Raw genomic sequence first — 18,668 nt, forward strand, 5'->3', positions numbered from 1 at the left:
TGGGGCGGGGGCCGGGGGGCGGCCCGGGGCGGGCCGCGGGGGGCGGGGGGCCCGGGGGGGGCCGGGGGGCCCCCCCCCCCCCCCCCCCCCAAACCCCGCCGGCGGGGCTGCCATTCAGCCCTGCCGGGATCAGGACGCTTCGCGGAAGCGGGTCGTCCGGTGCACCGGGTCCGTGTCGATCTTCGGGATCACGTGCTCCCCGATGAGCTTGACGGTGTTCATGGTGTCCTCGTACGAGACGCCGGTCGGCAGGCCGAAGGAGAGCTGGTCGGCGCCGGCCTGCTCCCACCGCTTGCACTGCTGGAGCACCTCGGACGGGTCGCCGCAGATCAGCAGCTCCTCGGCGATCAGCAGCTCGATGATCTCCGCGTTGTACTCGGGGAGGATCTCGGGCCACTGCGGGATCGCCTCGGGCCGCGGGAAGGTGTCGTGGTAGCGGAAGACCAGCGACTGGAAGCGGTTCATGTGGGCGTTGACCGCGATCTCGACGGCCTTGTCGTGGGTCTCGGCGCAGATCGCGGTCGAGGTGACCATGACGTTGTCGTTGACGAAGGCGCCGATGGCCTTCGCCTCCTGGATGGCCGTCTTGTACTGCTCCAGGACCCAGGCCATGTCGGAGACCTTCTGGACGCTGAAGCCGAGGACGCCGAGGCCCTTCTTGGCGGCCATGGCGTACGAGGCCGGGGAGCCGGCGGCGTACCACATGGCCGGGTGCGCCTTGCCGTACGGCTTGGGGAAGATCTTCCGCGGCGGCAGCGACCAGTGCTTGCCCTGGAACCCCTCGTACTCCTCCTGGAGGAACATCTTGGGGAATTCCGCGATGGTCTCCTCCCAGATCTCCTTGGTGCCGTTCATGTCCTCGATGCCCGGGAGGAAGCCGAGGATCTCGTGACTGCCCGCGCCGCGGCCGGTGCCGAACTCGAAGCGGCCCTTGGAGAGGTGGTCGAGCATGGCGACCTTCTCGGCCACCTTGACCGGGTGGTTCACCGGGGCGAGCGGGTTGAAGATGCCGGAGCCGAGGTGGATGCGCTCGGTGGCGTGGGCGAGGTACCCGAGGAAGACCTCGTTCGCCGAGAGGTGCGAGTACTCCTCCAGGAAGTGGTGCTCGGAGGCCCAGGCGTACTTGAAGCCGGACTTGTCCGCCTGGATGACGTACTCGGTCTCCTCGATCAGCGCCTTGTGCTCTGCCTCGGGGTCGACCTTGGAACGCGCCTCAGCCACGTATCCCTGCACAAAGAGCCCGAATTCCAAGGGGTTCACCGTCCTTAGGTTTCTGACGTTGCGTCAGATTTGATGGGCTTGACTGTTCCACCGAGCACCGGAGCCGTCAATACCTGACGCTCCATCAGATGTCGGGTCAGAGGATGCTGACACCGGCCATCCAGCCGCCGTCGATCACGAACGGCTGGCCGGTGATGTACGAGGAGTCCTCGCTGGTCAGGAACAGGGCCAGGCGCGCGATCTCGTCCGGGCGGCCCACCCGCCCCATCGGCACGACCCGCTTGTAGAGGTCCGCCATCGCGTCCCGGGCCTCGTCCGTGATCCCCGCCGGGTCCAGCAGCCCCGGGTTGGCCATGGGCGTGTCCACGGCGCCCGGGCACATCGCGTTGACCCGGATGTTCTTGGCGGCCAGCTCCAGCGCGGCCACCCGGGTCAGACCGAGGATGGCCGCCTTGGTGGCGGCGTAGCCGCCCACGTAGGCCATGCCCGTCAGCCCCGTGTAGGACGAGGTGTTGACGATGGTGCCGCCGCCCGCGGCCTCGATCTCGGGGGCGACCGCCTTGATGCCGAGGAAGGCCCCGACCTGGTTGACCTGGATGATCTGCTGGAACTCCTCCAGCGGAGTGCTCACCAGCTCGTTGAAGCGCAGGATGCCCGCGTTGTTGACCAGGCCGTTGATCTCCCCGAAGGCCTCCTTCGCGGCGGCCACGGCGGCCGCCCAGTCCTCCTCCCGGCTCACGTCCATCCGTACGTACCGGGCCCGCTCCTCGCCGATCTCCTTGGCCACGGCGGCGCCCTGCTCGTCCAGTACGTCGCCCAGCAGCACCTTCGCGCCCTCGGCGGCGAAGATCCGGGCCTCCTGCTCGCCCTGGCCGCGCGCCGCACCCGTGATGATGACGACGCGCCCGTCCAACTTGCCCATGCCGATACCCCTAACCGTGTAACCGTTCAGTCGTTGAGGAGGGGGCCGACCTCGGCCCCGAAAGCGCTGATCTGATCGACCAGTTCGGCCCGGTCGCGGCTGCGGAAGCGCACCTGGATCTGGTCCATGCCGAGCGCCTTGTACGCGCGCAGGGACTCGGCCAGGACCTCCGCCTTGCCGGTGAGGGTGCGCCGGCCGGTGTCCCAGCCGGGCTCGCCGACGTACAGCGCCTCGGTGATCGCGCCCATCTCGATGGGCGCGGTGACCCCGGCGGCCGCGCGCAACTCGCGGATGCGGGCCACCTGCGCCGGGAGCTTGTCCCGCGGATCGCCTTGCGGAAGCCAGCCGTCACCCCGTACGGCCGCCCGGCGGACGGCGGCGGGCGAGGACCCGCCGACCCACACCGGGATCCGCTCCTGGGCCGGACGCGGCAGCTGGCCCAGGTCCTTGAAGGCGAAGGTCTCGCCCTCGAACTCCGGGTACTCCTCGGGCCCGAGGGCCGCCCGCAGCGCGTCGAGGGTCTCGTCGAGCAGCGGGCCGCGCCGGGCGAAGTCCACGCCGAGGGCCTCGAACTCCTCCTGCACGTGCCCGGCGCCCACACCGAGGACCAGCCGGCCGCCGCTGAGGTGGTCGAGGGTCGCGTACTGCTTCGCGCTGATCAGCGGGTGCCGCAGGCCGACGATGGCCACGTGGCTGAGCAGTCGTACGTGCTCGGTGATCGCGGCCAGGAAGGACAGGGTGGCGACCGGGTCGTACCAGACGGTGCTCATGGGCCCGGCCATCCGCCGGGGTATCGCCACGTGGTCGCACGAGGCGAGGTACCCGAACCCGGCCCGGTCCGCGGCCCGCGCGACCTCGGCGAGGTCGGCGGCCCCGGCCGACGCCTCCCAGGGCTCGGCGTAGATGGTGCTCTGCGACTGGATCGGGAGCTGCATCCCGTAGACCAGCCGACCTTCCGGAAACACGCGCGCCATACCGTCCCCGCCTCACCCTCGTCGTCCCGTCGACCTCGCCTGACGTTCCATCACGGAACCATCGGGGCTCATGGTCGTAGCTGACGCACCGTCAGGCAAGAGGCAGGAGGTGGACGTTCGAGGTTCGGCGCGCAACGGAGGTGCCTGGACACGGCCGGGCGTGCCGCCTACCTGGTGGGCCGATCGCTCGCCGTTGGATAGGGTGCGGCGCCTGGGCCCGGTAGGAGCGCAGAACACGGGTACGAGTGCGGGAGACGTGCGTGGAGCTGTTCCTGACCCTGGTCAGCGGGATCGCCTGGACCATCGTCTACGTCGAGGCCATCCGGCTCGGGCTGCGCCAGCGGACGTACGCGATGCCCGTGGCCGCGCTCGCGCTGAACTTCGCGTGGGAGACGACGTACGCCGTCAACGACGTCCTCGGCGGGATCTCCGCCCAGGGGGTCGTCAACATCGTCTGGGCCCTCGCCGACATCGTGATCGTCTACACGTTCTTCCGGTTCGGCCGGGCCGAACTGCCCGCCTTCGTCACCCGACCGCTCTTCGCCGCCTGGGGAGTGCTGCTCTTCGCCGGCGCCTTCGCCGTGCAGTGGCTCTTCCTCGCGCACTTCGGGTCGTACGACGCCTCCCGCTACTCGGCGTTCCTGCAGAACCTGCTGATGTCCGGGCTCTTCATCGCGCTGTTCGCGGAGCGCGGCGGGGCGCACGGGCAGAGCCTGGTCATCGCCGTCGCCAAGTGGCTCGGCACCCTCGCCCCGACCGTGCTCTTCGGGGCGATCGAGGACGCGCCCTTCATCCTCGGGCTGGGCGTGCTGTGCAGCGTGTTCGACCTCGCCTACATCGCGCTGCTGGTCCGCGACCGGGGAGCCGGGGCGGCGGCGCAGCGGCAGGCCGTGGTCAGAACCCCGCCGGTCCCATCACGATGACCGGCTTCGCCGCCGGGTCCAGGGTCTCCAGGACCTTGCGCATGGCCTCCTTGGGAATGCCGACGCAGCCCTGTGACGGACCGTCGTGGTCCACGTGGAGCCAGATGTTCCCGCCCTTGGCCTCGCCCTCCGGCTTGGTCGGGTCGAGCGGGGACACGCCCTGCCGGCGGTTGAAGTCGACCGCGACCACGTAGTCGAAGGACCCGGCCAGCGACTCGCCGTCGACGCCGCGCCCCGAGGGGACGAAGGAGCTGTCCTTGTCGTACGGGAGCCGGGTGCCGGGCGGAGCGGCCAGCAGCCCGCCCGCGTCGGTGAGCGAGAACACACCCTGCGGGGAGGTCAGGTCGCCGTACGTGCGCTGCGTGGACCACCCCTTCGCACCGTTGCGGGCGGGCCAGCTGCCCACCGGCGACCAGCGCTCGCCCACCTGCGCGCGGGTGTAGAGCGCGGCGGTGCCCTCCGAGGAGTCCTTGGCCTTGCCGGTCACCAGGACCAACTGGCGCGCGTCCGCCGGAATCCTGGCCCGGGTCGCGTCGCTGACCCCCGGGAGGCCGCTCAGGTCCTCCCGCTCCCCGCCCCGGGCGGCCCGCGCCCCGGCGCCCGTACCGTCTCCGCCGGCGCGTGCGTGCGCGTCCAGCGCCGCGTCCGTGCGGCGCTCCCGGTCGCCCCGGTCGTGCACGGCGTACGCCCACCCCGCCGAGCAGGTCAACAGCCCGACGGCGGCGGCCACGACCAGGTTCCGGGAGGACCGGGAACGGGTGGGGGTCCGGGGGCCGGTGCGGGGGCTGCTGCGGGGTCGGGCGTGCTTGCTCATGCGTTCGACCGTACACAGCCGGCCCCGGATTCCCTTCACCGGTCAACCGGCGGTCATCTGCGGTGTCAGCCCGTCAGGGCCCGGCGGACCTCGCTCAGACGGGGATTCACCATGGTCCGCTCCGTGCCGGTGGCACTGCGGACGCGGACCGTGGGGACCGTCTCGTTGCCGTCCGCGACGCTCCGGACGAAGGCCGCCGCCTCCGGGTCGCGCCATATGTTGACGGGGCGGTAGCGGGTGCCGGTCAGCCGCATCTTGAGCCACAGCTTCATGCAGAACACGCAACCCGGCCGCCAGTAGACGGTGATCTCAGCACTCATGCCGACACACCCTACGTCGGGCCGGTTGCGGAGGACCGCTGCGGTCTCGGTCGGGATCCGGCGGGGAAGCGGACGCGGATCGTCAGACCGCCGTCCGGGGCCGGGTTGGCCTCGGCCGCCAGCTCCGCGCCGTGTGCCCGCGCGATCGAGGCGACGATCGAGAGCCCCAGCCCGGCGCCCTCCCCCGCGGTGTGGCGGCGCTCCGCGCGCCGCCGGAAGGGCTCCAGGAGTCGGGCCACGTCCTCGGGCGGGATCACCGGGCCGGTGTTCGAGACCGTCAGTACCCCGCCCGCGGAGGTGCGCAGGGTGATCCGGCCACCGGGGCGGTTGTGCCGGACCGCGTTGGCCAGCAGGTTGCGGACCAGGTGGCCGAGCAGCAGCCGGTCCCCCGTCACGAGCAGCGGCGCCAGCGCCCGCTGGACCACCAGCCCGCTCGCGCCCGTCGTCCCCGCCCGCGCACCGTCCGACCGCTCGGCGGCCGACGGTTCCACCGCGGACAGTTCCACCGCCGCCAGGGCGGCGAGGTCCACCGTCTCCGTGCCCTCCAGGCCCTCCTCGGACACCGCGAGCAGCAGCAGCGACTCGATGAGGTGCTCGCTGGAGTCCGCGACCCCGATCAGCTTGTCCCGGATCCGGGCCACCTTCCGCGGGTCCGGATCCCCGGCCAGCCCGATCTCCGCCGCCGCCCGCTGCACGGCGAGCGGGGTGCGCAGTTCGTGGGCGGCGTTCGCCGCGAACCGCCGCTGCGCGCCGACCAGGTCCTGCATCCGGTCGAGCATCCCGTCGAAGGTGTCCGCGAGCCGCTTCAGCTCGCCCGGCGGGGCGTCCAGGCCGATCCGCTCGTGCAGGTTCTCCCCGGACAGCCGCCGGGCCGTCTCGGTGATCACCCCGACGGGCCGCAGCACCCGCCCCGACATCCACCAGGCCAGCCAGATCGACAGCGCGGCGAAGACCGCGAGCGCGATCAACGACACGGTCAGCAGTTCGTGCAGGGCGGCCTGCTCGGCGGCGCTGCTGAGGTTGCGCGTGACCGTGCGCGCCGCCACCTGGTCCTGTGACAGGGGCTCCGCCCCGGGTGGCAGCGACGTCGCCGACTCGGGATAGGCCCGCCCCTGCCGCAGCACCTGGGTCTCGCTGAACGCCGGGGCGTAGGTGGTGACCGCCTGGTTGATGCGGCGGAAGAGGCCCTGGCGGACGAGCAGGTTCAGCAGCGCCACGAGACCGCCGCCCGCGAGCACCAGCAGCGAGCCGTACAGCGTGGTCAGCCGGGCCCGCTCGCCGCGGGGCAGCAGCCGGTCCCAGCGGGAGCGGCTCACCGCGCGATCCGGTAGCCCGCGCCGGGCACCGTCTCGATCAGCGCGGGCTCGCCCAGCTTGGCCCGCAGCTTGCTGAGCGTGACCCGTACCGCGTTCGTGCTGTAGCTGGTGTCCGCCTCCCACACCTGCTCGATCAGGTCCTCGTTGCTGATCACCGCCCCCTCCGCCCGCAGCAGCGTCTCCAGCACCGCGAACTCCTTGCGCGACAGGGCGAGCCGGTGCCCGTCGCGGACCGCGCTGCGCCGCGCCGTGTCCAGGGCGATCCCGGCCGCCTCCAGGACCGGCGGCAGCGCGGGGCGGGCGCGCCGGCCCAGGGCGAGGACCCGGGCGAGCAGCTCGTCGTAGGCGAAGGGCTTGGTCAGGTAGTCGTCGGCGCCCAGGCCCAGGCCCTCCACCCGGTCGCGGACCGTGCCGGAGGCGGTGAGCATCAGGACCCGGGTGAGGAGGCGCTCGCGCACCACCTGGCGGCACACCTCGTCGCCGTGCAGCCCGGGCAGGTCCCGGTCCAGGACCAGGACGTCGTACTCGCCCAGGCGCAGCCGCCGCAGGGCCTCCAGGCCGTCGCTCGCCTCGTCCACGGCCAGCGCGTCGCGGCGCAGCCCCTCGGCGATCATCTCCCGGAGGAACTCCTCGTCCTCCACCACCAGAACTCGCATGGTGTCCTCTTTACCCGAGAGCGACATTTCGTCGTTGTAAGCGCGGGCCCTTAGAGAAGCGAAACCCCCCTCTCGCGCACGCTTCGGCGCATGAAGCAATCCACGACCATGACCACGGCCGCGCTCCTCACCGGGATATCCCTCTTCGTCACCGCGTGCGCGGGCGGCGTCGGCGGCTCGGACGGGAAGAAGGACGACAAGAAGGAGTCGTCGAACTCCGCCTCGGGCGGTGGCGGCAAGGACGGCGCGGACGCCGACAAGGCGCTCAAGACGCGCAAGTGCCTGCGCGACAACGGCATAGACGCCCCCGACCCGAAGCCCGGCGAGGACGCGCGCGGCATGACCCTGGGCGCGGGCGGGGGCGACCCGGAGGCCCTGAAGAAGGCCTTCGAGAAGTGCGGGATCCAGGGCCCGGGTTCCGGCGAGATGCCGCAGGCGGCCAAGGACAAGGCGCTCAAGACGGCCAAGTGCATGCGGGACCACGGCTTCGACATGAAGGACCCGGAGTTCAACGGCGGCGCGATGACCGGCACGACGATTCCCGACGGCGTGGACAAGGAGGCCTTCGAGGCCCAGCTGAAGAAGTGCAGCGGCGACAAGTGAGCCGGCGCAGCAAATGGGTCCTGGGTTCGGTCGCCGTCGTACTGGCGGTATCGGGCGGCGGCTACGCCGTCGTCGCGCAGGCCGGGACGGACGGCAAGGACGCGAAGCAGCAGCGCACGGACGGGCTGCCGGGCGCGACGGAGCCGGTCACGCGCGGCGACCTGAGCTCCGGGCTCAAGGTGGACGGCACGCTCGGGTACGCGAAGGAGCGCAAGCTCAGCGCGGCGGGAGCGGGTGGGGCGGGCGGGGCGGGGGCGGGCGGCTCGGCTGGTTCGGGCGGCGCTGGCGGCTCGGGCGCCTCGGGCGGCGGGAACAGCGGTACGGGCGGGGGCGGCTCCGGAGGCGGCTCCGCGACCCTGACCTGGGTCGCGCCCGCCGGCTCCTCGATCGAGCGGGACGGCAAGCTCTACGAGGTCAACGGCAAGGCGGTGCGCCTCATGTACGGCACCACCCCCGTCTACCGGACCATGAAGAGCGGGGACAAGGGCGACGACGTCAAGCAGCTCAAGCGCAACCTCCAGGCCCTCGGCTTCGGCGTCGGCCTGGACGCCTCGGACGGCACCTTCACCGACGGCACCGCCACCGGCGTCAAGCGCTGGCAGAAGTCCCACGGCCTGAAGGAGACGGGTGAGATCGGCAAGGAGGACATCGCCTTCGCGTCCGGTCCGCAGCGCGTCCAGAAGAACGACATGGCGGTCGGCGACGAGGCGGGGTCCGGCAAGCCCGTCATGACCCTGACCGCCACCGAGCGCATGGTCCGCTTCCAGCTCGACGTGGCCAAGGCGGGCGCCGTCAAGACCGGCGACCCGGTGAGCGTGAGCCTGCCGGGCGGCGGCACCGCCAACGGCAAGATCGAGTCGGTGGGCAGTACCGCCAACCCCGACGATCCGCCCACGGGCGGCGCGGGCGGGGGTGGCGGCGGGGACAAGAAGCCGAAGGTGCAGGTCGAGGTCACCCTCGACGACGCCGCCGGCGCCAAGGGCGCCGACCAGGCACCGGTCTCGGTGAACCTGACCGGCGAGGTCCGCAAGGGCGTCCTGTCCGTACCGGTCAACTCGCTGCTCGCGCTGTCCGAAGGCGGCTTCGGCGTCCAGGTCGTCGAGAACGGCAAGGTGCGCGAGGTCAAGGTCGAGCTGGGCATGTTCGGCAAGGGCCGGGTCGAGGTGAAGGGCGACGCCCTCAAGGAGGGCATGCAAGTGGGAGTCCCCGCGTCATGACCCACCCCCCGAACCCGAACGACCCCACGCCCCCGGGCAGCTCCGCAGACCCCGAGCACCCCGCACACTCCACCGAGCACACGGTCCCGATCGCCCTCGCCGTCTCCACGGCCCCCGACGCCGACCCGGACGCCCGGTACGCCCAGCCGGTCGTCGAGCTGACCGGTGTCACCAAGGAGTACCCCGGCGGGGTCGCGGCCCTGCGCGGGGTCGACCTCACCGTCCTGAGCGGCGAACTGCTCGCCATCGTCGGACCGTCGGGCTCGGGGAAGTCCACCCTGCTGCACATCGTGGGGACGCTGGACCGGCCGACCGCCGGACGCGTCGCCATCGCCGGGTACGACATCGCCACCCTCTCCGACCGGTCGCTGTCGGCCCTGCGCTCGCGCCACGTCGGCTTCGTCTTCCAGTCCTTCCACCTGGTACCGGGCATCAGCGCCCGGGCCAACGTCGCCGAGGGACTGCTGTACTCCGGCCTCTCCCGGGCCGAGCGCGGGCGCCGGGCGGAGCGGGCCCTGGAACGCGTCGGCCTCGGCGACCGCATGGACCACCGGCCGCACGAGCTGTCCGGCGGCCAGAAGCAACGCGTGGCGATCGCCCGCGCGGTCGCGGGCGAGCCGGATCTGCTGCTCGCCGACGAACCGACGGGCGCCCTCGACACCGCGTCCGGCGAATCGGTGATGGAACTGCTGCACGAGCTCAACCAGGACGGGGCCACCATCGCCGTGATCACCCACGACAACGAGATCGCGGCGAGCCTGCCCCGGCAGGTCCGCATCCGCGACGGCGAGATCGTGGCGGACGTGTGGAACCCGGGCGCCACCCGCACCGGTACCTCCGGCGCCGCCCGCACCGGCGCCGCGGGGGTGGCGTGATGGGGGCCCGTACGAGGTCCCGCGCCCGCAAGCTGTCGCCCCCGCGCCTCGGGCCCCGGGACGTCCTGCACGTCGGATCGGCGGGGCTGCGCTCGCGCCCCATGCGCGTCTTCCTGTCCGCGCTCGGCATCGCGATCGGCATCGCGACGATGATCGCGGTGGTCGGCATCTCCTCGTCCAGCCAGGCCAAGCTGGTCCAGGAGCTCGACAAGCTCGGGACGAACATGATGGTCGCCACCCCGGCGCCGTCGATGTTCTCCGGGCAGGACACCCGGCTCCCGAAGGAGGCCCCGGGCATGATCGCCCGGATCGACGGGGTCGAATCGGTCGGTACGACGGGCGACGTGAAGGAGTCGGTCCGCCGTAGCGAGAACATCCCCGCGGAGGAAACGGGCGGCATCGCCCTCAAGGCCGCCAAGGACGACCTGCTCAAGACGCTGCGCGCGCAGATGCGCAGCGGCACCTGGCTCAACGACGCGACGGGCCGCTACCCCTCCGTCGTCCTCGGGCACGTCACGGCCGAGCGCCTCGGCATCACCCGGCCGGGCGGCCAGGTCTTCATCGGCGGCCGGTACTTCACCGTCATCGGCGTGCTGGACCCGATCCCGTTGGCACCGGAGATCGAGCGCTCGGCGCTGGTCGGCTGGCAGGCCGCGCAGGACCTGCTCGGCTTCGACGGCCACCCCACCTCCATCTACGAGCGTTCGACGGACGACCGCGTGCAGGCGGTCCGCGGCCTCATGGGCAAGACCGCCAACCCCGCCTCATCGGGCTCGGTCGCCGTGACGGACCCGTCGGCGGCGCTCCAGGCGAAGGTGGCCACCGAAGGCGCCTTCAGCACCCTGCTGCTCGGCCTGGGCGGCATCGCCCTGCTGGTGGGCGGGGTCGGCGTGGCCAACACCATGATCATCTCGGTGCTGGAGCGACGGCACGAGATCGGGCTACGGCGCTCCCTGGGCGCGACCAAGGGCCAGATCCGGGTGCAGTTCGTGACGGAGTCCCTGCTGCTGTCGGGGCTCGGCGGCCTGGCGGGCATCGCGCTCGGCGCGATCGCGACCCTGGTCTACGCCCGGGCCGGCGACCTGCCCTGGGTGGTCCCGCTGTGGGCGGTCACGGGCGGCTTCGGCGCGACGCTGGTGATCGGTACGGTCGCGGGCCTCTACCCGGCGGTGCGGGCGGCCCGACTGTCCCCGACGCTGGCGCTGCAGGCGGCGTAGCGCGCCGGGGCCCGGGTGTCGAGCCGCGGGTCGGACCGCGGGTCGGACCGCAGGTCGGGCCGTGGGGGTACGTGCACACCCCTACGGCCCGCACGGGGTCCCGTCGTACATTGATCTGATGAGAACTCCACGGCAGGCCGCGCGAATTGTCGTCCTCTCCCCCGACGGATCCGTCTTCCTCTTCCGCGAGAACAACGTGGAGGTCGGGATCCACTGGCTGCCGCCCGGCGGCGGGATCGATCCCGGCGAGAGCCCCGAGGAGTGCGTGCGGCGCGAGCTGCGCGAGGAGACGGGCTGGACGGACCTCGCCCCGCAGCGGCTGCTGTGCACGTGGGAGCACGACTTCACCCACCAGGGCGTCCCGGTCCGCCAGCACGAGCACATCTACGTCACCACCGGCCCGCACCGCGACCCCGTCCCGGAGGACCCGGCCGCCCACTGGCAGTGGCTCTCCCCGCAGGCCCTCGCCGCCCTCGGCGAACCCCTGTGGCCCCCGCTGCTCCCGGCCCTCCTGGCCGCCGAGCCGACGACGGGCCCGATCCACATGGGGCTGGTGGAGCAGGTCATCGGCTAGTGCCGTGACCGCCGCGCCCGGGGGGGGCCGGTCAGACCTTGGGGGCGGTGGCCTTCGCGTAGAGGGCGCCGGCCCAGTCGCCGAAGACCGTGCTGGTCGAGACGTCGTCGGTGTCGCCGCCGGTCAGGATGCCGATGATCTTTCCGTCGCGGGCGATCCAGGCGCTGCCGCTCGTGCCGCCGGGGAAGTCCGCGCAGTCGAAGCGCTGCTCGGTGGCGCTGTCGCGGATCGTGACGGCCGTGCAGGTGCGGGGCACCTTGCGGTCGGCGGGATAGCCCGTGACCGTGACCTCCTCGGCCGACCGGCCGGAGACGTCGAAGGCCGCGGCGCCGGTGACGTCCTCGACGTTGCGGCCCGCGGAGTCCGGGGCGAGCCGGGCGAAGGCGAGGTCGAAGGCGTCGTCGTTGCCGTCGGACCAGCGCCCGTCCTCGAAGACCTTCTCGATCTTCCAGGTGCCGTACGGGGCCGCCCCGTTCGCGTACGCGGGTGCGAAGACCGGCCCGGCGTCGCCCTGGTCCCCCTCGACCAGGCAGTGCCCGGCCGTGACGATCATGTTGTGGCCCGCGCTGCGCACCACGGTCGCCGTGCAGAAGTGGTCGCCGTCCAGACCGCCGGTGAACAGCGCCCCGGCGATGGCCGTGGGCTTGCCGGGCGGGGACGAGGGGGCGGGCTTCCCCGAGGCGGAGGGTGCGGATGAGCTGCCCGGGGTCGGAGTCGTCAGCTGTGACTGCGTGGACGATTGCGATCGCGACGACGAGGGGGTCGGCCGCTTGGACGCGGGCGCGGCCTTGACCTGTACGGACGGCCCGGACCCGGGGGTCGGCACCACCTCGGTCATGGCCGCGGAGGCACCGATCGCCGCCACCGCGCACAGCACGACCGTCACCACGGTCCGCTTGTCCACCACAGCCACTCCTCCCTCTTTGCTCCGGCGAAGCATGCCCTGAGGTCAACACGACCGCAAGGGGTACTCCGTTGGTGGAGCCCCGGGCCCCACCATCTCACTTCCGGAGCAGGAGAGTTGACGCCTCGCCGGGATCCCGCGGCGCTGGCCCGGGGACGGCTCAGTCGGCCGCCCCGCGCGGCACCACCCAGCGCACGGGCTGCCCGGTCACGGCGGCGATCATGTCGTAGTCGCCGTCGTAATGCAGGACGGTCGCCCCGTGCCGTTCGGCGGTGGCCGCGATGATCAGGTCGGGCACGGACACCGCCTTCCAGTGACCGGCGAGGATGAGCCGGGCCTGGACTTCCAACGCCCGGTCCCACGCCTCGTCGGGCGTGGACAGCCAATCGAACGCCGCCATGCCGTTGCGCACCCGGTCCGTATCCGACTTCGAACGGGCACTGTGCATGACCTCCAGCTCCACCGCTCCACACACGGCGAGCAATCCGGCGTTGTGGAGCGGGTCGACCACCGCGCGCACGGCAGGTTCCGGGATGCGCGCGAGGGCCGATTCGTCTATCAGGAAACGCTCGCTCACGCCGCCTTGCCCCGAACCCCATCGGCGTCCGTCGCGGTCCGGGGCTGGGCCGCCGCGGAAGGCACTGCGGAGGGGTCCGCCACCTCGACAGCCGGGACGGAGGCCGGTTCGGTCGCAGGAACGGGGCCCGTGAGATCGGGGAGCCCGCCCGCGGCCAGAAAGTCGAAGAAGGCCTGGCGCTTGCGCCGGTTCACCGCGTCCCGCAGCGCCGCGTTGACCGTCGCCACCTTCGTCTTCGTCCCGAAGATCTCGGCCGCCTGGGCCAGCAGGTCGTCGTCCACGTCGATCGCGGTTCTGGCCACGTCGAGCCTCCTCGGGGGCGTGCGGCCGCCTGCCGCGTCCACAAAAAACGATATCAACATCAGCTTTGAGAGGTATCGTTTCAGCGCCCATCGGGGCGAAATATCCCGATCGCATATGCCGTGACCGACGTCCCTGCCGTCCGACCCGCCCCCCTACCCCACCCACAGCCCTTCCGGGCTCAGCCCCAGCAGGTCGATCGCGTTGCCGCGGACGATGCGGTCCACCACATCCGGGGCGAGGTGGCCCATCTGGGCCTCGCCGACCTCGCGGGACTTCGGCCAGGTCGAGTCCGAGTGCGGGTAGTCCGTCTCGTACAGGACGTTGGCGGCCCCGATCGAGTCCAGGTTCTTCAGCCCGAAGGCGTCGTCGAAGAAGCAGCCGAAGACGTGCTCGGCGAAGAGTTCCGACGGCGGCCGCAGCACCTTGTCGGCGACGCCGCCCCAGCCCCGGTTCTCCTCCCAGACCACGTTCGCGCGCTCCAGGATGTAGGGGATCCAGCCGATCTGGCCCTCCGCGTACATGATCTTCAGGTTGGGGAAGCGCTCGAACTTGCCGCTCATCAGCCAGTCGACCATCGAGAAGCAGCAGTTGGCGAAGGTGATGGTGGAGCCGACGGCGGGCGGGGCGTCCGCCGAGGTCGACGGCATCCTCGACGAGGAGCCGATGTGCATGGCGATGACCGTGCCGGTCTCGTCGCACGCCTCCAGGAAGGGGTCCCACTCGTCCGTGTGAATGGACGGCAGGCCCAGGTGCGGCGGTATCTCGGAGAAGGCGACCGCCCGCACCCCGCGCGCCGCGTTGCGCCGGACCTCGGCGGCGGCGAGCCGCGGGTCCCACAGCGGGATGAGGGTGAGCGGGATCAGCCGGCCCTGCGCGAGCGGGCCGCACCACTCCTCCACCATCCAGTCGTTGTAGGCCCGTACGCCGAGCAGGCCCAGCTCGCGGTCCTTGGCCTCGGTGAAGGTCTGCCCGCAGAACCGCGGGAAGGTGGGGAAGCACAGGGCCGACTGGACGTGGTTGACGTCCATGTCGGCGAGGCGCTCGGGAACCGAGAAGGACCCCGGGCGCATCTGCTCGTAGGTGATGACTTCCAGCTTGATCTCGTCGCGGTCGTACCCGACCGCCGTGTCCAACCGGGTCAGCGGCCGGTGCAGATCCTCGTAGACCCACCAGTCACCGATCGGCCCGTCGTCGCCCTTGGCGCCCATGACCGGGGCGAACTTGCCGCCCAGGAAGGTCATTTCCTTGAGGGGGGCGCGTACGACGCGGGGGCCGACGTCGTGGTACTTGGACGGGAGCCGGTCCCGCCAGACGTGGGGGGGCTCAACCGTGTGGTCGTCCACCGAGATGATCTTCGGGAAGGTCTCCATGGCTCCCACGTTAGCGCCGATCTGACGATGCGTCAGCTAGTTGGACGGTGATCGGTCCACCGCGGACTGACGTCTCACCGCAAGACAGGGCAGACTGGCCACCACACCGACGGAAGGCAGGGGGGACGAGAGATGCAGGGCATACCGGCCATCCCGCACCAGCGGAACCACCCCGAGGCGGCCCGGCCCGGCTCCGCGGCAGCCCGATCCGCCGTCCCGCCTCCCGCTCCCGCCGAACCGGAACGGGACCCGGCGCCCACCGCGCCGGCCCCGAAGGCCGCGAAGGCCCCGAAGGCCCCGCCTGGGCCCACGGCCCCCAAGGCCCCCGCGGCCGACTCCCGGTTCGCCGTGCTCGGCCCCATCCGCGCCTGGCGCGGCAGCGAGCCGCTGTCCTCCGGCAGCCCGCAACAACGCGCCCTGCTGGCCGCCCTGTTGCTGCGCGACGGCCGTACCGCCACCGCCCCCGAGCTGATCGACGCGATCTGGGGCGAGGACCCGCCGCCGCAGGCCCTGGCGGCCGTACGGACCTACGCCTCCCGGCTGCGCAAGGTGCTCGACACCGGCCTGCTCGTCAGCGAGTCCGGCGGGTACGCCATCCGGCTCGGCTCCGCCGCGGCCCTCGACCTCGGCGTCGCCCGCTCCCTCACCACGGACGCCGACAAGGCCCGCGCCGCCGGTGACCGGGCCCTCGCCCGCACTCTGCTGGCCCGCGCGCTGGACCTGTGGGACGGCGAGCCGCTGGCCGGGGTGCCCGGGCCCTACGCCGAGACGGAGCGCATCCGGCTCGGCGAATGGCGCCTCCAGCTGCTGGAGACCCGCCTCGACCTCGACCTCGACATCGGTCACCACGCCGAGGCCGTCTCCGAACTCACCGCGCTCACCGCCGCGCACCCGCTGCGCGAACGCCTGCGCGAGCTGCTCATGCTCGCCCTCTACCGCAGCGGGCGCCAGGCCGAGGCCCTCGCCGTCTACGCCGACACCCGCCGCCTCCTCGCCGACGAACTGGGCGTCGACCCCCGCCCCGAACTCGCCGCCCTCCAGCAGCGGATCCTGCGCGCCGACGCCGAACTCGCCGTCGCCGCCGACCCGGCCCCGACCGCCACCCCGGTCCAGATCCGCCCGGCACAACTGCCGGCCACCGTGCCCGACTTCACCGGCCGCGCCACCTTCGTCACCGAGCTCAGCCGGGTACTCGCCGGCGCCGACGGCCAGGTCATGGCCGTCTCCGCGCTCGCGGGCATCGGCGGCGTCGGCAAGACCACCCTCGCCGTGCACGTCGCGCACGCCGCCCGCCCGCACTTCCCCGACGGACAGCTCTACGTCGACCTCCAGGGCACCGAGGCCCGCCCCGTCGAGCCCGAGGCCGTCCTCGGCGCCTTCCTGCGGGCGCTGGGCACCCCCGACGCCCGGATCCCCGACTCCCCCGCCGAACGGGCCGCGCTCTACCGCTCCACCCTCGACGACCGCCGCGTCCTGGTCCTCCTCGACAACGCGCGCGACGCCGCCCAGGTGCGCCCCCTGCTCCCCGGCACGGCGGGCTGCGCCGCCCTGGTCACCAGCCGGATGCGGATGGCCGGGCTGGCCGGGGCCCACCTCGTCGACCTGGACGTGATGAGCCCCGACGAGGCCCTGCTCCTCTTCACCCGGATCGTCGGCGGCGAGCGGGTCGGCGCCGAGCGCCAGGCCGCCCTCGACGTCGTCGGCGCCTGCGGGTTCCTGCCGCTGGCCATCCGCATCGCCGCCTCCCGGCTCGCCGCCCGCCGCACCTGGACCGTCTCCGTCCTCGCCGCGAAGCTCGCCGACGAGCGCCGGCGCCTGGACGAGCTCCAGGCCGGCGACCTCGCCGTCAAGGCCACCTTCGAGCTGGGCTACGGCCAGCTCGAACCCGTCCAGCAGCGCGCCTTCCGGCTGTTGGGCCTCGCCGACGGCCCGGACATCTCGCTGTGCGCCGCGGCCGCCGTGCTGGACCGCAGCGAGCACGACACCGAGGACCTCCTCGAAGCCTTAGTCGACTGCTCCCTGCTGGAATCCGCCGCGCCCGGCCGCTACCGCTTCCACGACCTCGTACGCCTCTACGCGCGTGCGTGCGCCGAACGCGACGAGCAGCCCGCGAGCCAGCGGACCGCCGCCCTGGACCGGCTCCTCGACTTCTACCTCGCCACCGCCGCCCGCGTGTACGCGCTGGAGCGCCCCGGCGACCGTCTGGTGGCCCACCTGTCCCCGACCCGGTACCCGGGGCGGGACTTCGCCGACCCGCGCGCCGCCCTGGACTGGCTCTACGCCGAGGCCGACACCGTCCTCGCGTGCGTGCGCCAGACCGCGGCCCGCAGCGCGCCGCCCGCGGCGCCGGGCGGCGCGCCCGACGACGTATTGCGGCGCGCCGTGGACCTCCTGTGGGCGGCGAAGGACCTCGCCGAGTCCGGGGCCAACTCCAAACAGTACGAATCCACGGCCGGCGCCGTCCGCGACGCGGCCCGGGCCGCGTCCGACCCGCGCGCCGAGGGCCGGGCCCGCACCACCCTCACCACCGTCCACCTGATCGCGGGCCGCTTCACCGCGGCCGACGGCGAGGCCCGCCAGGCCCACGCCCTGGCCAAGGCCGCCGGAGACCCGCTGCCCAGCTGCTGGGCGCCCAACGACCGCGGGATCATCGCGCTGCACCAGGGCCGCTTCGCCGACGGCGAGCGCTTCCTGCTGGAGGCCATCGACAACTTCCGCGCCGACGGGAACCACGTCGGCGAGGCCTCCGCCCTGTGCAACCTCTCCCGCATCCACGTGGAGCTCGGCCGGCTGCCCAGCGCCATAGAGCTGGCCCAGCAGGGCATCGCCATCTACGACCGGATGGGCCTGAGCCTGCGCCTCGCCAACGGCCGCTACGCGCTCGGCATCGCCCTGACCCAGGCCGGCCGGCTCCAGGAGGCCCAGGATCAGCTCACCGAGGCGCTGTCGCTGTTCCACGAGAACCGACAGCCCTTGTGGGAGGGCGTGACCCACTACCGGCTCGCCGAGGCGCACCTGGCCGCGCGCCGTCCCACGCTCGCCGCCTCGCACGCCGAGCAGGCGATCGCGCTGCGCGGGATCGGCGGCGAGTGGCGCCGGGCGACCGTGCTGACGGTGCTGGGCAAGGCGCTGCGCAGTCTGGGGCAGACGGACCGGGCGCGGGTGTGCTGGCGGGACGCGGAGTCGGTGTTCGAACAGCTCGGTTCCTCCGAACTGGCGGAAGTGCGCGCGCTGTTGGCATCGGCGATCGCCGCGTGAACGCATCCGGTCAGCGGACGCCCCGGCCCTGACCTGGGGCGGGCGGAGATGAACGACTCGTTCATCGTTCGTTTATCGCCACCCGCCACCATGAGTACATCGACTCGTCGCTTCGGGGGAGGCGGGTCGGCTGGACCACCCGTTCGGCGGTCGCGGGGGAATCGCCGAACGGGCCCGACCCATCATCAGGAGTGCGCGATGACGACGAACGAGAACGCCCTGCCGAACGTGCCGAACGTGACGGCCGTACCCAAGGCTCCGACCGCGCCCGGCCTGCTGCCGCTGACCGATGACGGCGAGTTGAATCCGCTCGACAACCACGCTTCCGGTGGCGAGACCAAGCCGCTGGACAACCACGCCTCGGGCGCCGAGACCAAGCCGCTCGACAACCACGCCTCCGACGAGGAGCTCCGGACGATGGACAACCACGCGTCGGGGCCGCGTCCGTAGGGACGCCCACACGTCCGGTCCTCACCCGTCACAGGGGGTCACGGGTGAGGACTGACGAAGGTACGGGGGACGGCGGTCGCGATGGCCCGGAGGGGGAGCCAACCCCGCCCCCCGGTACGTATTTTCCGGCCCCCGGGGGCGCGGGCGGGGGGAACGGCCGCGCGCGGGGGGCCC

The 18,668-nt window shown here is 72.6% G+C and carries 19 protein-coding genes; 8 read left to right on the forward strand and 11 right to left on the reverse strand.

Going from position 1 to position 18,668, the window contains the following annotated elements; genetic code table 11:
- Positions 1–129: 129 nt before the first annotated feature.
- The 3 genes from ACIBEA_RS39965 to ACIBEA_RS39975 all read right to left on the reverse strand — a co-directional run bounded on the left by ACIBEA_RS39965 (position 130) and on the right by ACIBEA_RS39975 (position 3,117).
- A complete protein-coding gene (locus ACIBEA_RS39965) occupies positions 130–1,251 on the reverse strand; it encodes an LLM class flavin-dependent oxidoreductase (protein ID WP_399268686.1) in 1,122 nt (373 codons plus the stop codon).
- 106 nt (positions 1,252–1,357) lie between these two features.
- Positions 1,358–2,143 carry an SDR family NAD(P)-dependent oxidoreductase gene (locus tag ACIBEA_RS39970; protein ID WP_399268589.1) on the reverse strand — a complete coding sequence of 262 codons (786 nt, stop codon included), beginning with the start codon at positions 2,141–2,143 and terminating at the stop codon, positions 1,358–1,360.
- A 26-nt stretch (positions 2,144–2,169) separates the two neighbouring features.
- The gene (locus ACIBEA_RS39975) at positions 2,170–3,117 is read right to left on the reverse strand and encodes an LLM class F420-dependent oxidoreductase (protein ID WP_399268591.1); all 948 of its coding nucleotides are present in this window, start codon (positions 3,115–3,117) and stop codon (positions 2,170–2,172) included.
- A 260-nt stretch (positions 3,118–3,377) separates the two neighbouring features.
- On the opposite strand from ACIBEA_RS39975, the gene ACIBEA_RS39980 reads away from it, so the two are divergent.
- Positions 3,378–4,040, forward strand: coding sequence for a hypothetical protein (locus ACIBEA_RS39980; protein WP_399268593.1), 663 nt, complete (start codon positions 3,378–3,380; stop codon positions 4,038–4,040).
- On the opposite strand, the gene ACIBEA_RS39985 is transcribed toward ACIBEA_RS39980, so the two are convergent.
- From ACIBEA_RS39985 to ACIBEA_RS40000, 4 genes are all read right to left on the reverse strand, one after another.
- Complete coding sequence (locus tag ACIBEA_RS39985; protein WP_399268595.1) at positions 4,012–4,854, reverse strand: hypothetical protein; 843 nt, start codon at positions 4,852–4,854, stop codon at positions 4,012–4,014. The two genes, ACIBEA_RS39980 and ACIBEA_RS39985, sit on opposite strands and share 29 nt — an antisense overlap.
- Before the next feature lie 65 nt (positions 4,855–4,919).
- Positions 4,920–5,174 (reverse strand): glutaredoxin domain-containing protein, encoded by a 255-nt coding sequence (locus tag ACIBEA_RS39990; protein ID WP_385774819.1) that lies wholly within the window; start codon positions 5,172–5,174, stop codon positions 4,920–4,922.
- A gap of 11 nt (positions 5,175–5,185) precedes the next feature.
- Positions 5,186–6,490 carry an ATP-binding protein gene (locus tag ACIBEA_RS39995; protein ID WP_399268597.1) on the reverse strand — a complete coding sequence of 435 codons (1,305 nt, stop codon included), beginning with the start codon at positions 6,488–6,490 and terminating at the stop codon, positions 5,186–5,188.
- On the reverse strand, positions 6,487–7,146 hold the full coding sequence (locus ACIBEA_RS40000) for a response regulator transcription factor (RefSeq protein ID WP_354381815.1): 660 nt from the start codon (positions 7,144–7,146) through the stop codon (positions 6,487–6,489). Before ACIBEA_RS40000 ends, ACIBEA_RS39995 begins: the two co-directional genes overlap by 4 nt.
- Before the next feature lie 90 nt (positions 7,147–7,236).
- Here ACIBEA_RS40000 and ACIBEA_RS40005 point away from each other — a divergent pair, with 90 nt between their 5' ends.
- From ACIBEA_RS40005 to ACIBEA_RS40025, 5 genes are all read left to right on the forward strand, one after another.
- Positions 7,237–7,749 (forward strand): hypothetical protein, encoded by a 513-nt coding sequence (locus ACIBEA_RS40005; protein ID WP_399268599.1) that lies wholly within the window; start codon positions 7,237–7,239, stop codon positions 7,747–7,749.
- Complete coding sequence (locus ACIBEA_RS40010; protein ID WP_399268601.1) at positions 7,746–8,966, forward strand: peptidoglycan-binding protein; 1,221 nt, start codon at positions 7,746–7,748, stop codon at positions 8,964–8,966. The genes ACIBEA_RS40005 and ACIBEA_RS40010 overlap by 4 nt, the downstream gene beginning before the upstream one ends.
- Complete coding sequence (locus ACIBEA_RS40015) at positions 8,963–9,841, forward strand: ABC transporter ATP-binding protein (RefSeq protein ID WP_399268603.1); 879 nt, start codon at positions 8,963–8,965, stop codon at positions 9,839–9,841. Before ACIBEA_RS40010 ends, ACIBEA_RS40015 begins: the two co-directional genes overlap by 4 nt.
- A complete protein-coding gene (locus ACIBEA_RS40020; RefSeq protein ID WP_399268605.1) occupies positions 9,841–11,058 on the forward strand; it encodes an ABC transporter permease in 1,218 nt (405 codons plus the stop codon). Before ACIBEA_RS40015 ends, ACIBEA_RS40020 begins: the two co-directional genes overlap by 1 nt.
- A 118-nt stretch (positions 11,059–11,176) precedes the next feature.
- A complete protein-coding gene (locus ACIBEA_RS40025) occupies positions 11,177–11,632 on the forward strand; it encodes an NUDIX hydrolase (protein WP_399268607.1) in 456 nt (151 codons plus the stop codon).
- A gap of 31 nt (positions 11,633–11,663) precedes the next feature.
- On the opposite strand, the gene ACIBEA_RS40030 is transcribed toward ACIBEA_RS40025, so the two are convergent.
- From ACIBEA_RS40030 to ACIBEA_RS40045, 4 genes are all read right to left on the reverse strand, one after another.
- Positions 11,664–12,536 carry a trypsin-like serine peptidase gene (locus tag ACIBEA_RS40030; protein WP_399268609.1) on the reverse strand — a complete coding sequence of 291 codons (873 nt, stop codon included), beginning with the start codon at positions 12,534–12,536 and terminating at the stop codon, positions 11,664–11,666.
- 160 nt (positions 12,537–12,696) lie between these two features.
- Entirely contained in the window at positions 12,697–13,113 is a 417-nt protein-coding gene (locus tag ACIBEA_RS40035; protein WP_399268611.1) for a PIN domain nuclease, read from the reverse strand.
- Positions 13,110–13,415 (reverse strand): type II toxin-antitoxin system VapB family antitoxin, encoded by a 306-nt coding sequence (locus ACIBEA_RS40040; RefSeq protein WP_399268613.1) that lies wholly within the window; start codon positions 13,413–13,415, stop codon positions 13,110–13,112. Before ACIBEA_RS40040 ends, ACIBEA_RS40035 begins: the two co-directional genes overlap by 4 nt.
- Before the next feature lie 153 nt (positions 13,416–13,568).
- On the reverse strand, positions 13,569–14,786 hold the full coding sequence (locus ACIBEA_RS40045) for an amidohydrolase family protein (protein WP_399268615.1): 1,218 nt from the start codon (positions 14,784–14,786) through the stop codon (positions 13,569–13,571).
- Positions 14,787–14,918: 132 nt separating this feature from the next.
- Here ACIBEA_RS40045 and ACIBEA_RS40050 point away from each other — a divergent pair, with 132 nt between their 5' ends.
- Entirely contained in the window at positions 14,919–18,044 is a 3,126-nt protein-coding gene (locus ACIBEA_RS40050; protein ID WP_399268617.1) for a BTAD domain-containing putative transcriptional regulator, read from the forward strand.
- Positions 18,045–18,242: 198 nt separating this feature from the next.
- Positions 18,243–18,494 carry a hypothetical protein gene (locus tag ACIBEA_RS40055; RefSeq protein ID WP_399268619.1) on the forward strand — a complete coding sequence of 84 codons (252 nt, stop codon included), beginning with the start codon at positions 18,243–18,245 and terminating at the stop codon, positions 18,492–18,494.
- Positions 18,495–18,668: the final 174 nt, after the last annotated feature.

This window comes from Streptomyces sp. NPDC051555 (assembly GCF_044454405.1).
Classification (GTDB): Bacteria; Actinomycetota; Actinomycetes; order Streptomycetales; family Streptomycetaceae; genus Streptomyces.